The sequence below is a fragment of the Deinococcus radiodurans R1 = ATCC 13939 = DSM 20539 genome, assembly GCF_000008565.1.
Lineage (GTDB): Bacteria > Deinococcota > Deinococci > Deinococcales > Deinococcaceae > Deinococcus > Deinococcus radiodurans.
Genome location: NC_001263.1, coordinates 1,763,977 through 1,776,812, shown reverse-complemented (window position 1 = coordinate 1,776,812; position 12,836 = coordinate 1,763,977). Strand labels below are relative to the sequence as shown.

13 protein-coding genes are annotated in these 12,836 nt (G+C 67.2%); 8 read left to right on the top strand and 5 right to left on the bottom strand.

The window, feature by feature from the left end; translation table 11 throughout:
- Positions 1–61: 61 nt before the first annotated feature.
- On the bottom strand, positions 62–520 hold the full coding sequence (locus tag DR_RS08940) for a hypothetical protein (RefSeq protein WP_034351008.1): 459 nt from the start codon (positions 518–520) through the stop codon (positions 62–64).
- A gap of 250 nt (positions 521–770) precedes the next feature.
- Here DR_RS08940 and meaB point away from each other — a divergent pair, with 250 nt between their 5' ends.
- From meaB to DR_RS08915, 3 genes are all read left to right on the top strand, one after another.
- A complete protein-coding gene (gene meaB / locus DR_RS08925) occupies positions 771–1,691 on the top strand; it encodes a methylmalonyl Co-A mutase-associated GTPase MeaB (RefSeq protein ID WP_010888382.1) in 921 nt (306 codons plus the stop codon).
- A gap of 138 nt (positions 1,692–1,829) precedes the next feature.
- Positions 1,830–2,660 (top strand): hypothetical protein, encoded by an 831-nt coding sequence (locus tag DR_RS08920; protein ID WP_010888381.1) that lies wholly within the window; start codon positions 1,830–1,832, stop codon positions 2,658–2,660.
- A gap of 60 nt (positions 2,661–2,720) precedes the next feature.
- Positions 2,721–3,239, top strand: a complete 519-nt coding sequence (locus DR_RS08915) for an isoprenylcysteine carboxyl methyltransferase family protein (RefSeq protein ID WP_051618916.1) — start codon at positions 2,721–2,723, stop codon at positions 3,237–3,239.
- On the opposite strand, the gene DR_RS08910 is transcribed toward DR_RS08915, so the two are convergent.
- Entirely contained in the window at positions 3,231–3,743 is a 513-nt protein-coding gene (locus DR_RS08910; RefSeq protein WP_010888379.1) for a hypothetical protein, read from the bottom strand. The two genes, DR_RS08915 and DR_RS08910, sit on opposite strands and share 9 nt — an antisense overlap.
- A 114-nt stretch (positions 3,744–3,857) precedes the next feature.
- Here DR_RS08910 and DR_RS08905 point away from each other — a divergent pair, with 114 nt between their 5' ends.
- Complete coding sequence (locus DR_RS08905) at positions 3,858–5,045, top strand: MFS transporter (RefSeq protein ID WP_034351012.1); 1,188 nt, start codon at positions 3,858–3,860, stop codon at positions 5,043–5,045.
- Positions 5,046–5,376: 331 nt separating this feature from the next.
- On the opposite strand, the gene pgi is transcribed toward DR_RS08905, so the two are convergent.
- Positions 5,377–7,002: a glucose-6-phosphate isomerase gene (pgi, locus tag DR_RS08900; RefSeq protein ID WP_010888377.1), complete on the bottom strand. Its 1,626-nt coding sequence runs from the start codon at positions 7,000–7,002 to the stop codon at positions 5,377–5,379.
- A 51-nt stretch (positions 7,003–7,053) separates the two neighbouring features.
- Between pgi and DR_RS08895 the strand changes: the two genes are divergently transcribed.
- Positions 7,054–7,419 carry a hypothetical protein gene (locus DR_RS08895; RefSeq protein WP_162177782.1) on the top strand — a complete coding sequence of 122 codons (366 nt, stop codon included), beginning with the start codon at positions 7,054–7,056 and terminating at the stop codon, positions 7,417–7,419.
- Between the two features lie 78 nt (positions 7,420–7,497).
- On the opposite strand, the gene DR_RS08890 is transcribed toward DR_RS08895, so the two are convergent.
- Entirely contained in the window at positions 7,498–8,766 is a 1,269-nt protein-coding gene (locus tag DR_RS08890; RefSeq protein ID WP_027480316.1) for a DUF4127 family protein, read from the bottom strand.
- Positions 8,767–8,982: 216 nt separating this feature from the next.
- On the opposite strand from DR_RS08890, the gene DR_RS08880 reads away from it, so the two are divergent.
- The 3 genes from DR_RS08880 to lepB are packed head-to-tail and all read left to right on the top strand — an operon-like array spanning position 8,983 to position 10,357.
- On the top strand, positions 8,983–9,300 hold the full coding sequence (locus tag DR_RS08880) for a PadR family transcriptional regulator (RefSeq protein WP_010888374.1): 318 nt from the start codon (positions 8,983–8,985) through the stop codon (positions 9,298–9,300).
- 17 nt (positions 9,301–9,317) lie between these two features.
- Positions 9,318–9,656 carry a hypothetical protein gene (locus tag DR_RS08875; protein WP_164927976.1) on the top strand — a complete coding sequence of 113 codons (339 nt, stop codon included), beginning with the start codon at positions 9,318–9,320 and terminating at the stop codon, positions 9,654–9,656.
- Positions 9,653–10,357 carry a signal peptidase I gene (gene lepB / locus DR_RS08870; protein WP_010888372.1) on the top strand — a complete coding sequence of 235 codons (705 nt, stop codon included), beginning with the start codon at positions 9,653–9,655 and terminating at the stop codon, positions 10,355–10,357. The genes DR_RS08875 and lepB overlap by 4 nt, the downstream gene beginning before the upstream one ends.
- A gap of 390 nt (positions 10,358–10,747) precedes the next feature.
- On the opposite strand, the gene cpdB is transcribed toward lepB, so the two are convergent.
- Positions 10,748–12,655 carry a 2',3'-cyclic-nucleotide 2'-phosphodiesterase gene (gene cpdB / locus DR_RS08865; protein WP_027480317.1) on the bottom strand — a complete coding sequence of 636 codons (1,908 nt, stop codon included), beginning with the start codon at positions 12,653–12,655 and terminating at the stop codon, positions 10,748–10,750.
- Between the last annotated feature and the right edge of the window lie 181 nt (positions 12,656–12,836).

Here is a 12,836-nt window from a genome sequence, read left to right as displayed (position 1 = left end):
TCTAGAGATCAAAAAACCGCCCCAGCGCAAGGCCAGAGCGGACGTTAGCGGGCTTTGAGGCTCAGGACGCCTGAGCGCCCATGCTCGCGCGGGGTTCGAGGGCGTAGAAGGCCACCACGGCGACCAGGGTGCCCACCCAGCCGGGGGCGCTGCCGAGGTCGAGGCTGAACACGCGGCCCAGCACCGTGGAGCCGAGCTGGCCCTGAAGCGACTCGCCCTGCTGCTGCGCCACGATGTTCCAGCCGACGATAGGTTCGCCCATGAAGCCGGTCACGCGGTCCACGCCGCGCAGCACCAGCTTCTGCGAACCGACGTTGCCGCGCAGCTCGCCTTCTTGCAGTTCGATATTGACGCTTTCCTGGCCCACGCTGCCGCGCACGCCCCGGTCGGTAATTTCGAGTTCGATGTCTTTGCCATGCAGCTTGCCGCCTGCGCGGCCCGAGATTTTGTCGCCGTCAATGGTGCAGCGGATATCGTATCCGTCCGCACCACCCAGGCGGCCCTGAATCAGGTCGTCCATAAAGGGAAGTATAGCGGGGCCAGGGTGCAAACGGTCCGCCGGTCACGTTTAGAGCATTTGACAAAAAGATGGCACAGCTTTTTGGCGAGCGGACTGGTACAGCTCGTAGAGAGCGAGTACAAACTACGGAGCAGAACGAAGAATGGAGCGGGTGGCGGTGCTGTTCCGATGCACGCGTAATTCGGAGAACTGCTCTAAGGGCAAGCCGCAGGCTGACGCCCGTTTGCCGGGCGGGGTACGCTGGGCACACATGACCGTTCAGACTCTGGAAGCCCGTTACCGGGCCGGGGACCGGCGTGCCCTGGCCCGCGCCGTGACCCTGGCCGAGGCGGGGTTGCCCTCTGCCCGTCCGCTGCTGCGCGCCGCCCGTGAACGCGCGGGCCGCGCCACCGTGCTGGGCGTGACCGGCAGCCCCGGCAGCGGCAAAAGCACCCTGACCGACGCCTTGATTGCTGAGCTGCGCGCACGCGGCGAGCGGGTGGCCGTGCTGGCGGTGGACCCCAGCAGCCCCTACAGCGGCGGCGCGATTCTGGGCGACCGCATCCGCATGCTGCGCCATCACGCCGACGAGGGCGTGTTCGTGCGCTCACTGGCCTCGCGTGGCGCATTGGGTGGCCTCTCGGCCCAGACTCTGCCGGTGCTGGCGCTGCTGGATGGCGCGGGTTTCGACTGGGTGATTCTGGAAACGGTGGGCGTGGGGCAGTCGGAGGTGGATATCGCCGCCGTGTGCGACCACACCCTGCTGGTGCTGACCCCGGCGGGCGGCGACGGCATTCAGGCGTTCAAGGCGGGCATCATGGAAATTGCCGACGTGATCGCCGTGAACAAGGCCGACCTGCCCGGCGCCGAGCGCACCGTGCGTGAGCTGATGGCCGCGCAGGGGCTGGGCTGGCACGACGAGCACACCTGGTTCGCGCCAATTCGCCGCACCGTGGCGAGCCGAGGCGAAGGCGTAGACCAGATCATCGAAGCGGTTCGGCAGCACCGCGAGCACCTGGGCGAAACTGGCTTACAAGGGCGACGCGAACGCCGCGCCGAGTTCGAGGTCCGCACACTGGTGCAGGAGCGGCTGCTGCAACGGGCGCGGGCGGCGGGTGCGGACCTGTACGCCCGCGTGGCGCGCGGCGAGCTGGACACCGACGTGGCGGCGGACGAGCTGCTGCGCGGCTAGCGCCTCCCTTCCTCTCTAGCAAGGGGCGCGGGACAAGAGCGCCGTTTGACCCTCTACCAAGGGGAGAGGGCCTGCCGAAGGCAGGGGTGAGGGGTTTTTATTACGACCAGGGCGCTAGATCGGACGATACACTGACTCATGTCTGAACAGCTCACCGTCAGTCAGGAGTTCTTGCAACGCGCGCTGGGCTTCGGCGAGGGCGGCGACCCGCAAACCGTCGCGGTGCTCCCAGACGCTCTGCCGGACGACTTTCCGCTGACGTTGCCTGAGCTGCCGGGCCTGCGGGTGCTGGGCAGCGTGCGGAGTGTGGCGCCGCGCTGGACTTTTCAGTACCCCCAGGGCGCTGAGGACCGTCCGCCTGAACAGCGGCTGTGGCGCGCATTTCTGGACGTGGCCTTACCGTTAGCTGAAACGATGAGCCGTTTTCAGGCGGCGCTGCGTGCGGGGGGCTGGCAAGCGGTGCAACCCTTCGCCCAGACTTTTGTGGAGGCCGAGCAGTCGCAGTGGATGGCGGTTCATCCGGAGCGTGTGCAGCAGTTCAGTGTGCAGGTGCGGCAGCAGGGCGACCTCACCCAGGTCTGGCTGAATGTGCATGACAGCGACGCGCGGCAGATCGGCCACCTGCTGGGCCGCCACGACGACCCGGCTTTTCAGGCACAGGAGGCGCCGCTGCCCACGCTGACCCTGCCACCCGGCTGGCGGGCGCAGCTCCAGCAGGGGTCGGGCAGAGCTGTTCGCAGCGAGGAATACGGCTTGCGGGCATCGGGTGACGCAGCGGGGCCGGACCTGCTACCGCACTTGTTGCCCCAGTTGCAGGAACAGGGGTGGCAGCTGCTCCAGCACGAGGGCGAAGTCAGCGTGTACCGCACGGCGCAGGGCGTAGGTACGCTGCTGCTTCCGACGGGGGAAGAAGGCGGGCGAGCCGCTATCGTCCATATCAGCGACGGAAGCCGGGGTGCGGGCCAGTAACGCTTTGTTTTGACAGAGCAAAAAGCCGTGTTCTGCCGCCCGGCGGCTACACTGCCTGCCATGAAAGCCCGCACCCTGACCCCTTATCTCGTCGGCGGCCTGATCGTGCAGCGGCTGCTGGAAGTGCGCCTCGCCCGCCGCAACGAGCGCTGGGCCCGCGAACACGGCGCCGTCGAGTACGGGCAGGAGCATTACTGGACCTTTTTCGTGCTGCATCCGGCGTGGCTGCTCTCGCTGCTGCTCGAAGGCCGCGCGAACGGCAAGCGGGTGAACTGGCCCGCGCTGCTGCTCTTTCTGGCGCTGCAACCGCTGCGCTACTGGGTCATGCACACGCTGGGGCGCTACTGGAACACCAGGATTCTGATTGTGCCGGGAGGGCAGCGCGTGACGAGCGGGCCTTTCCGCTTCCTGGGGCACCCCAACTACACCGTGGTGGCGCTCGAACTCGCCGCCGCGCCGCTGGCGGTGGGGGCGTGGCGTACTGCCGTCGCCTTCAGCCTGCTCAACGCCGCGCTGCTGCTGGGCGTGCGGATTCCCGCCGAGGACCGCGCCCTGGCCGAGTACCGCCGCTCAGGCTGAGGTCAGCCAGCGGTCGGGGGTGCGCCGCTCCAGGTTCAGCCCCTCCGGGGTGTCGGCAAGTTGCAGCGCGGCCCGCACCGTGACGCCGAGCTGGGTCAGGCGCTGGCGTCCGCCCAGGCTGGTGCGCTCTACGGCAGTGCCCAGAACCGTGACGTTCAGTCCCTGATCGCGCGCCTGTTGCAGCGCGGCGAGTTCGGCGTCGCCGCTCCCGAGCTGTGGGGTCAGCAGCAAGGCTTCGCCCTGGACGGCGCTGGCGCCTTGCGGCCCGCTGAGCGCTCGAGTTCCGGCGTGGAGCAGCGGCACCCCGCGCATCTGCGCGACCTGTTCACCCAGGGTTTCGGCACCTGGGAGGGCCACCACCGCGTCGAATTCGGGCAGGCGGGCGGCAAACAGGTCGGCCAGCGGCGCCCAGTCCTGGGCGGTCATCTGCTGAAGGTGAAGGCGCAAGGTGTCCTCGGGGGCCGGGAGGAGTGCAGTGAGGGCCTCACGGAAGGCAAGCATCATGCTGCTTACCTTACCGAGTGCGCGGCGGCCTGAATGCCTTCTCGTTTACCACCTGCCCGTCCTTTGAACTCGGTGCAGCGTAAGGGCCCCGCGCCGGGCGAGTACCCTGAAAGGATGTCCACCCCCACCGTTCCCGCCGCGCCGTCCGCGGCTGCTGTCAGTCGCCAGGGGGTCGCCATCGCCCTGGCGGTCACTGCCGGCCACTTCATCAACGACGCTTATGGGGCGATGCTGACCCCGCTGACCCCGGCCCTGCAAAGCAAATACGGCGTGACCATCGCCGCCGTGACGCTGCTCTCCAGCGTGTTCAGCCTGACCAGCAGCGTGCTGCAACCGCTGCTCGGGATTGTGGGCGAGCGCATCGACCGCCGCTACGCCGCCGCGCTCGGCCCGCTGATGACCGGCGTGGGCCTGACGCTGATGGGCTTCGTGCCCTGGTTCGGGGCGCTGATTCTGCTGGTGGCGGTGGCGGGCTTCGGCTCGGGCTTTTTCCACCCGGCGGGCTCGGCGTATGTGGCGCAAAACAGCCCCGCCGACAAGCGCGGCCTGTGGGCGAGCATCTTCAGCGCGGGCGGCACGGCGGGCATGGCGCTCGGCCCGGTGTTTGCGGGCGTGGGCCTGACGCACCTGCCCTGGTTCGCGCTGATCGGAGCCGTGATTGCCGCCGTGACCTTCGTCGTGACCCCCAGCGGGGCGCAGAAGGCCAAGCGGGTCGGGCTGGCCGAGTACGCGGGTATCTTCCGAGGGCCGCTGGTGTGGCTGTGGGGTATGGCGGTGCTGCGCTCGCTCGCCAGCATGGGCTACAACGCGATGCTGCCCTTCATGCTGATGGCGCGCGGCTTCGGGGCGCGGGAAGTCGGCACCACGCTCGCCATCTACGCCGTCGCCAGCGCCTTCGGGGGCATTCTCGGGGGGCGTCTGAGTGACAAGTACGGGCGCACGCCAGTGCTGCGCGCGGCCATCCTGAGCACCATTCCGTTTTTCGCCGTCCTGATTCTGTCGAGCCCCGCCGACTGGTGGTTTTACCCGCTCACCTTCGCCGTCGGGGCCGCCGTCAACGCCAGTATTCCGGTCGGGGTCGTCACCGCGCAGGAGTACGCGCCGCAGCATGTCGCCGTCGCCAGTTCCATCATGATGGGCTTTTCGTGGGGCATTGCCGGGGTGCTGGTGTTCGTTGTGGGGGCGCTGGCGGACGTGACGACGCCGCAGACCGCCGCGCTGGCGAGCCTGGCGCTGCTGATTCCGAGTGCGCTGATTGCCTACCGGCTGCCGGAGCCCCGGAAGGTGGCGTTTGGGGAGTGAGGCTGAGAGCTTTGGCTTGAGCTTTTAGCCCCATCCCCCAGCCCCTTACCCCAAAGGGGCAAGGGGAGTTGACGTTGGCACTGGGCACCTGGCGGTAATGGCGCGTGCCGGGCGGCTTTTCGCGAGTGCGGGTGGTCTGGAGGCTCGTGAGTTCTACGGACGCGAGGCCCGTGCGCTGACGCGCCCGACGGCCCTGGCGTTCTGCGTTTCGCAGTTTTTCGGAGGGGCAGCGAATAAGAGGGCTAAACCAAGAGCATCTTTCCGACCCTCTCCCCTTGTGGGAGAGGGCCTTTGCGGAGCAAAGGGGTGAGGGGGCGTCCCCTCCCACCCCTCACCCCTGGCGCCGCGCCCGGTAGCGCCGAATCAGCGCGTTCGTGCTGCTGTCGTGCTGCAATTCCGGCTCGCCCTCGCTTTGCAACTCGCCGTCAATCTTCTTGGCGAGCACCTTGCCGAGTTCTACGCCCCACTGGTCAAAAGAATTGATGTCCCACACGGCGCCCTGTACGAAGACCTTGTGTTCATAAAGCGCGATGAGGGCGCCGAGCGTGCGCGGGGTCAAGCGGTCGGCCAGAATCGTGCTGGTGGGGCGGTTGCCTTCAAAGACGCGGTGCGGAGCGACCTCGGGGGCCACGCCGTCTGCCAGCACCTGCTCGAGCGTTTTGCCGAACGCGAGCGCCTCGGTCTGCGCGAACACGTTTGCCATCAGCAGGTCGTGGTGCGGGGGCAAAGGATTCAGGGTCTGGCAAAAGCCGATGAAATCGCATGGGATCAGCTTGGTGCCCTGGTGGATGAGCTGGTAAAAGGCGTGCTGGCCGTTCGTGCCCGCCTGACCCCACACGATGGGCCCGGTCTGGTAGTCCACCGGCTCGCCGCCCAGGGTGACGTGCTTGCCGTTGCTCTCCATGTCGAGCTGCTGGAGGTAAGCCGGGAAAGAGGCGAGGTACTGGTCGTAGGGCAGCACCGCCAGCGACTCGGCGCCGAAAAAGTCGCCGTACCAGACGCCGAGCAGCCCCATCAGCATCGGCAGGTTCTGCTCGGCGGGCGCGGTGCGGAAATGCTCGTCCATGTCGTGGAAGCCGGCGAGCATTTCGCGGAAGTGCTCCGGCCCCACCGCCACCATCAGGCTCAGGCCGATGGCGCTGTCCATGCTGTAGCGGCCCCCCACCCAGTCCCAGAAGCCGAACATGTTGGCGGTGTCGATGCCGAACTTTTGCACTTCCTCAGCGTTGGTCGAGACGGCCACGAAGTGCCGCGTCACTGCCGCGTCGTCTTTCAGGGAGCCGAGCAGCCATTTGCGGGCGCTGCGGGCGTTGGTCATCGTTTCCTGGGTGGTGAAGGTCTTGGAGGAAACGATAAACAGCGTCACTTCCGGGTCGAGGTCGCGGGTCTTTTCGGTGAGGTCGGTGCCGTCCACGTTGGACACGAAGCGCACGGTCAGGTCGCGCTGGGCGTAGTGCTTGAGCGCCTCATACGCCATGACCGGGCCAAGGTCGCTGCCGCCGATGCCGATGTTGACGATGTTCTTGATGGGCTTGCCGGTGTAGCCGAGCCACTCGCCGCTGCGAACGGCGTCTGCGAACGTCGCCATGCGGTCTAGGACCTCGTGAACCTCGGGTACCACGTTTTTTCCGTCCACTTCGATGACCGCGTCACGCGGCGCACGCAGGGCGGTGTGCAGCACGGCGCGGCCTTCGGTCACATTGATTTTCTCGCCCCGGAACATGGCGTCGCGCCGCGCTTCCACGCCCGTCGCCTGCGCGAGTTCCCGCAGCAGCCGCAGCGTTTCGTCGGTCACGCGGTGCTTGGAGTAGTCGAGGTAGAGCCCGGCCCCCTCGGCGTTCATCTTCTCGCCGCGCTCCGGGTCGGCAGCGAACAACTCACGCAGGTGCGTGCCCTGCAGCTCGTAGTAGTGGTCTTCGAGGGCTTGCCAGGCGGGCAGGTCGGTCAGGCGGCTCATGGGGGCAGAATACGCCGCTGCTGTCAGGGCCGCGCCGCGCTACTCTGGACCATGCAAAACACACGAAGGGGTGTGAAGGAGCGGGCGGCGGTGCTGGCGGCCTGTCTGCTCGGCGGCGCGGTGCTCGCGCAGAGTGTGGGCGCGCAGGGCGTGGGGATGTCGAGCAACTGGTTCGACATCAAGGAAACCCGCAGCCAGTGCCTGCAACGGGCGACCGCAGCGGTCAAGGCGGCCGGCTTTACCGCGAACTTCGAGGTCGTGGGCGGCAGCGGCATCTTCGCCGACAACGAGGAGTACAGCGTCAATTTCCGCTGCGTTACCGAGAAAAAGATGGCGCTGGTCTTTGTCGCCGGCCCCGACAGCGACCTCGCCGACGAGTACGTGGGCGAAATCAGCCTGGGCTACGCGGGAAAGTGAAAGCGCCTGCCGGGGACGACCGCCTCGGCAGGTCGCGTGCAAGGCTGATACCCCTTTGAAGAAGAGTTCAGCTCCGTATCAGTTCGCCTTGAGGTCGAAGTCCCACTCGAACGAGCGGCCCCAGGGCAAGGCGGCGTCTTCCAGCGTGTAGGTGTTGCCGAGCCGCAGTGGAAACGAGTCCTGCGCGAGCTTGAAGAGGGCGTCCTGGGCGGCGGGCGTGTTTAGTTCCTTTTCGGGAAGGGCTTTTCGCAGGGCCGCGCGCAGTTCGCCGCTGTAAATCACGTCGTTGGCGTACTCGCGGGCGAGCAGGGCATCTTGCCTCACCGGGTCGGCGCCCGCGAGCGCGAGTTTGGCGTGGGCCAGCGCCGTGCCGAGGTTGTTGCCGGGCGTGCCCCAGGCGGCGAGGGCTTTCAGGTTCGCGCTCTGGCGCAGGGTTTGCAGGTCGCGCCACAGCCGGGCGTTGCCGAGATTGACGGCGTTCACGTCCGCCACCGCCACCGGCCCGCGCCGCAGCAGGGCACTGACTCGCAGGGCCGCCTGCCGGGGGTCGCCGCCGTTGTAGACGTAGACGGTGAGGTCGGCGGGGCCATTCTCCGTCACGGTGAACCCGCTCGCCTCGGCGTGGTTCTGGGCGCTCTGGGTGAGGGGAATACCTTCGTATTTGATGACCTGGGAAGCCTTTTTGGGGTCGCTGTATTCGAACCGCACCGTCTGCGCCACCGGAGCGAGCGCCCGCGCCACCAGCAGCGAGGCAACTTCGTCGGCGCCGGGGTAGACGCGCACGTTGGCGGGGGCCGTTTTTGCCAGTTCGGCGCCCTCTGCCGGAGCGGGGCTGCCCTTCAGCGCGTCGTCCCAGGTGACGTGCAGTTCTTTGAATGAGCCGCTCCCCGCCCACGCCATCACCTCGCGCACCACCGCCAGATTGCGCGCCCGGTCAGTGGCGTCGGGTTCACGCGGCAGGGTGATGAAGGCGTAGACCGGCTGCCCGCTGCGCGCTGCCCAGTCCTTCAGCGGCGCGAGGTGGGCGAGGGCCTGCTCCGCTGTCAGCGGACTCCTCCGCGACTCCACCAGCCCGCCATAAGCGAGCGCGTCGAGCGAGACGACGAGCGGGCCGTCTTTGGGCTGCGCCTCCAGCCACGCGAGCAGCGCGGCGGCGTCGGCCCCCTGCGCCGCGTTGCCGAGTTGCGCGGCGGCGGGAACATGCGGCGTGCCCCCCGTCAGCCCCGCGATTTGCGCGGGCAGCACGCGGGTCGCCGGGCGCGAATCGAGTGGAATGATGGTCTGCGCCCGAGCTTGAGGCAGGGCAGAAACGAGCAGCAGGCCGGCGAAAAGGGGAAGAAAACGCATACCGCCGAGGCTAGAGCATTTGACAAAAAGGTGGCACAGCTTTTTGGCGAGCGGAGCGAGTGCAAAACACAGAGCAGGACGGAGAATGGAGCGGGTGGCGGTGCTGTTCCGACGCACGCGTAATTCGGAGAACTGCTCCAGCGGCCCGCAATGAGAGGTCGGCGGGAGGATATTCCCCACCATTCTCAGATTCTGATATCGGAAGCTGATAGCCACATGGACCTCAATCTGTTGCGCGGCAACCTCGACCTGATTCTGCTCAGTGTGCTGGAGCGGGAAGGCGGCTACGGCCAGGACATCAGCAAGCGGGTGGACGCCCTAACGGGGGGCGAAATTCGGCTCAACGCCGGGAGCCTCTACCCGGCCCTACACCGCCTGGAACGCGCCGGGTTCCTGACCGCGAGCAGCGTGACCCCGGCGCGGGGCGGGCCGCCGGTCAAGACCTACCTGCTGACCGACGCGGGCCGCGCCGAACTCGGGCGCCGCCGCGAGAGCTACCGCAGCTTCGACGAGGCGCTGAGGAGCCTGTGGTGAAGGGGGAGTTGGGGAGTGTGCCGTCCCAGGTGAGTCAGGCCCTACGCCGGGCCACCGCCCTGCTGCCGTGCGGCGTGCGGGAAGACGTGACCGCTGAACTGCTGGCGAACCTCTGGCAGACCCGGCTCGACGCCGAATTGCGCGGGCTGGACGAAGCGGCGGCCTGGGACACGGCACTGTCTGACCTCGGCCCGCCCTGGCACCTGGCGTTGGGGCTTGCCCGCGTCCATCTGCTCGCCCCGCTGCGCCGCTGGCTGCTGGTGGGCGTGGCCCTCGGCGGCGCGGCCTACGCGGTGCAGACCCAAACGCCCCATCAGGTGCCCCACACGGACATCGTTCAGGAGGCGCCGCGATGAAACGCCCCGCCGGTGTGCGGCGCTTCTGGCGCGAGTGGGCGGGGCCGGTGTGCTGGGCGCTGCTCGTCACGCAGTTCGGCGCCTCGGCGGTGCGGGTGGACGGCGCGAGTATGCTGCCCGCCCTGCGCCACGGCGAGTGGCTGGCGCTGCCCAAAGCCGAGGGCTGGGTGCACCGCCTGGGTCTGGGCGAGTACCAGCGCGGCGACGTCGTGGTGTTCAAGCCGCCCCGCAGCGCTGCTTACGAGTGGACGAACGTTTACCGGGGCGTGAACTTGCCCTGGGCGTATCGCCCCTACCTCGTGAAACGGGTGGTCGGTCTGCCGGGCGACACCGTGCAGGTGCGGGCCGGAACTCTGTATGTCAACGGCCAGCCCGTGCCCGAGCCCCGCACGCTGAATTACTGGGCGGCGTTTTGCCACGACACCGGCAGTGACCTCGCCAACACGCCGCCGCTGAAAGTTCCCGCCGCGCATTACTTCGTGATGGGCGACAACCGCAGCCCCGGCGGCAGCCTCGACAGCCGCGTCTTCGGCCCGGTCCCTGCCTGGGACGTGGACAGCCGCGCCGTTGCCAGCCTGTGGCCGCTCGCCCGCCAGGAAGAAGCCCGCCCCGCCTGCGACGAGCAGCCCCAGCCGGAAAAGCGGGTGCAGCTGAGCGGCCCCGTGCAGTGGAATCCGCGCTGGGGTTTTGGAGGGAGGTAAGGGGTCTGGAGCATTTGACAGGAAAAGACTCCCCTCACCCCTTTGCTGCGCAAAGGCCCTCTCCCCAGGGAGAGGGTCAAAAAATGCTTGAGCTTCGGCTTTTCTATCCGCCGTCCACAGAAAATCGTGAAACGCAGAACGCCAGGGCCGTCGGGCGCTGAAAGCGCACGGGCCTCGCGTCCTCAGAACTCACGAGCATCCAGACCAACCCATGCACTTGAAGAACACTGCCCGTTAAGCGCCATCACTGCCATTTGCCCAGTGCCAACGTCAGCTCCCCTTTGCCCCTTTGGGGTAAGGGGCGGGGGGATGGGGCCAAAAGCTCAAGCCAAAGCGCCAACAAAAAAGGGAGCCGGCAGCTTCCGCCCCGGCCCCCTCAAGCACTCACCTTCAGAACTTCAGGTTGTACTCCGCGAACCCGTCGTCGCGCGTCTGCACGTAGGTCACGCCCGCCGGCAGGTTCTTCTGCCCGTTGGGGCTGCTGACCACCGAGAGGGTGACGCCGGGAATCGGGGTGAGCTTCCAGTTGCCGTCGGCGGCGGGGTTGACCGTCTTCTGGTCCTGGAAGTAGGCGATGAGCGCCTGCCGCGTTTCGTCGGGTGCTTGCAGGATGATGTTCTTGCCGTCCAGACCGGGGAACTTGCCGCCGCCCGAGGCGCGGTAGTTGTTGGTGGCGACGACGAACTGCGCGGCGGGGTCAATCGGCTTGCCGCCGTACATCAGGTTCTTGATGCGGTGCGCGCCCTCGTTGGCGACCTTGCCGTCACTGCCGTAGCGGGAAGGCTGCGTCACGTCGATTTCGTAGGTCACGCCGTCGAGGATGTCGAAGTTGTAGGTGGGGAAGGAGTCGTCCACGAGTGCTTGCGGCTCGGTCTTGCTCGGGTCGATCTGTTTGAACTGCCCGGCGGCGCGTTCCAGCCACTCCTGCACCTGTGCTCCGGTAACCAGCACCGCCTGCACGGTGTTGGGGTAGACGTAGAGGTCGGCGACGTTCTTGATGGCGAGCGTGCCCGCCGGAATGTCGGTGTAATAGCTCACGCCGCCCCGGCCCCCGGCCTTGAAGGGCGCGGCGGCGGAGAGCACCGGCAGGTCCTTGTACTGGGTGCTCGCCAGCGCGGCCTTGACGTAGGCGGTCTGGGCGTTGCTCACGAGCTGCACGCTGGGGTCGTCCTGTACCAGCGCCCAGTAGGAGGTGACGGGCGCCGCGAGGTCGGCTACCTTGCCGCGCACGTAGCGCAGAGTGCCCTCGTGCGCAGCCTTCACGGCGCGGGCAATGGCGGGGTCGGGCGTGACGAGGCTCTTTTTCGCCGTCTTGTCCCAGATGGGGCGCAGGCTGGTTTTGGCATTCTGAATCGTCCACGTCTGGGACTTACGGTCGTAGTTCAGTTGCAGGTCCACCACGCCGAGGTCGTTGCCCCAGTACCCGGCCATGACCACCGGTTTGCCGTTGATGGTGCCGTTGGTGATGTCGGCGCCGGGAATCGTCTTGTAGACCGGCCCCGGGAATTCCTGGTGGCTGTGCCCGCTGAGCACCACGTCGATGCCCGGCACCTTCGTCAGCTCGGTGGCGACATTTTCCTGGCCCGGCTGGTAGTCGGCGTTGATGCCGCTGTGGGCGACGGCGACGATGATGTCGGCCCCCGCCGCCTTCATTTCGGGCACGAACTTGCGGGCAGTGTCCACGATGTCGGCGGTCACGATCTTGCCGTCGAGGTTGCTCTTGTCCCACTGCACGATCTGCGGGGTCAGCAGCCCGATGACGCCCACGTTCAGGATGTACGGGCGCCCCTCGGTGTCGTACACGGTGCGGCGCTGAATCAGGTAAGGCGTAAAGGCGTTGGCGCCGGGCTTGCCGTTCCCGTCGTCCACGTAGGTGTTGGCGCTGACGATGGGCATCGGCGCGGCGGCGACCACCTGCTGCAAAAAGGGCAGGCCGTAGTTGAACTCGTGGTTGCCGAGGTTGGCCGCGTCGTACTTGAGCAGCCGCATGGCCGCGTGCAGCGGGTGCATCTGTCCGGCCCTGAGCGGCTGCACACGCGCCACGTAGTCCCCGAGCGGCGTGCCCTGAATCAGGTCGCCGTTGTCGTAGAGCAGGGTGTTGCGCTTTTCCTCGCGCGCCTGCTTGAGCAGGGTGGCGGTGTATTCCAGCCCGAACTCGCCGGTCGGCTTGTCCTGGTAGTAGTCGTAGCCCAGGGCGTTGGTGTGCAGGTCGGTCGTTTCCAGGATGCGGAGGTCCACTGTTTGAGCGCCGGCGGCGCCCAGCAGCAGGGCCGCCAGAAGTGCCAATTGATGTTTCACCCCCGCATGATAAGCGCAGGTGTCAGCGCGGCGTCTGTCGAGCGCCGAGGCTTTCTGCCTTTTCCCAGCCACGGAGCCAGTCAGCAAAAGCTGAAGAGAGAAGCGTGTCACATTTTTATGACACGCCAAGTGGGCACAGAACCATTAATAATCTGACCGATTGTCACGCCGTTCGGAGTTT

Bases quoted from the DNA above. Each gene is read 5' to 3' on its own strand.
- DR_RS08895 (WP_162177782.1), top strand. From the start codon at position 7,054: ATGCAAAACACACGAAGGGGTGTGAAGGAGCGGGCGGCGGTGCTGGCG.
- DR_RS08940 (WP_034351008.1), bottom strand. From the start codon at position 520: ATGGACGACCTGATTCAGGGCCGCCTGGGTGGTGCGGACGGATACGAT.
- pgi (WP_010888377.1), bottom strand. From the start codon at position 7,002: ATGAGCCGCCTGACCGACCTGCCCGCCTGGCAAGCCCTCGAAGACCAC.
- DR_RS08880 (WP_010888374.1), top strand. From the start codon at position 8,983: ATGGACCTCAATCTGTTGCGCGGCAACCTCGACCTGATTCTGCTCAGT.
- DR_RS08890 (WP_027480316.1), bottom strand. From the start codon at position 8,766: ATGCGTTTTCTTCCCCTTTTCGCCGGCCTGCTGCTCGTTTCTGCCCTG.
- DR_RS08905 (WP_034351012.1), top strand. From the start codon at position 3,858: ATGTCCACCCCCACCGTTCCCGCCGCGCCGTCCGCGGCTGCTGTCAGT.
- DR_RS08920 (WP_010888381.1), top strand. From the start codon at position 1,830: ATGTCTGAACAGCTCACCGTCAGTCAGGAGTTCTTGCAACGCGCGCTG.
- lepB (WP_010888372.1), top strand. From the start codon at position 9,653: ATGAAACGCCCCGCCGGTGTGCGGCGCTTCTGGCGCGAGTGGGCGGGG.
- DR_RS08915 (WP_051618916.1), top strand. From the start codon at position 2,721: ATGAAAGCCCGCACCCTGACCCCTTATCTCGTCGGCGGCCTGATCGTG.
- DR_RS08910 (WP_010888379.1), bottom strand. From the start codon at position 3,743: ATGATGCTTGCCTTCCGTGAGGCCCTCACTGCACTCCTCCCGGCCCCC.
- meaB (WP_010888382.1), top strand. From the start codon at position 771: ATGACCGTTCAGACTCTGGAAGCCCGTTACCGGGCCGGGGACCGGCGT.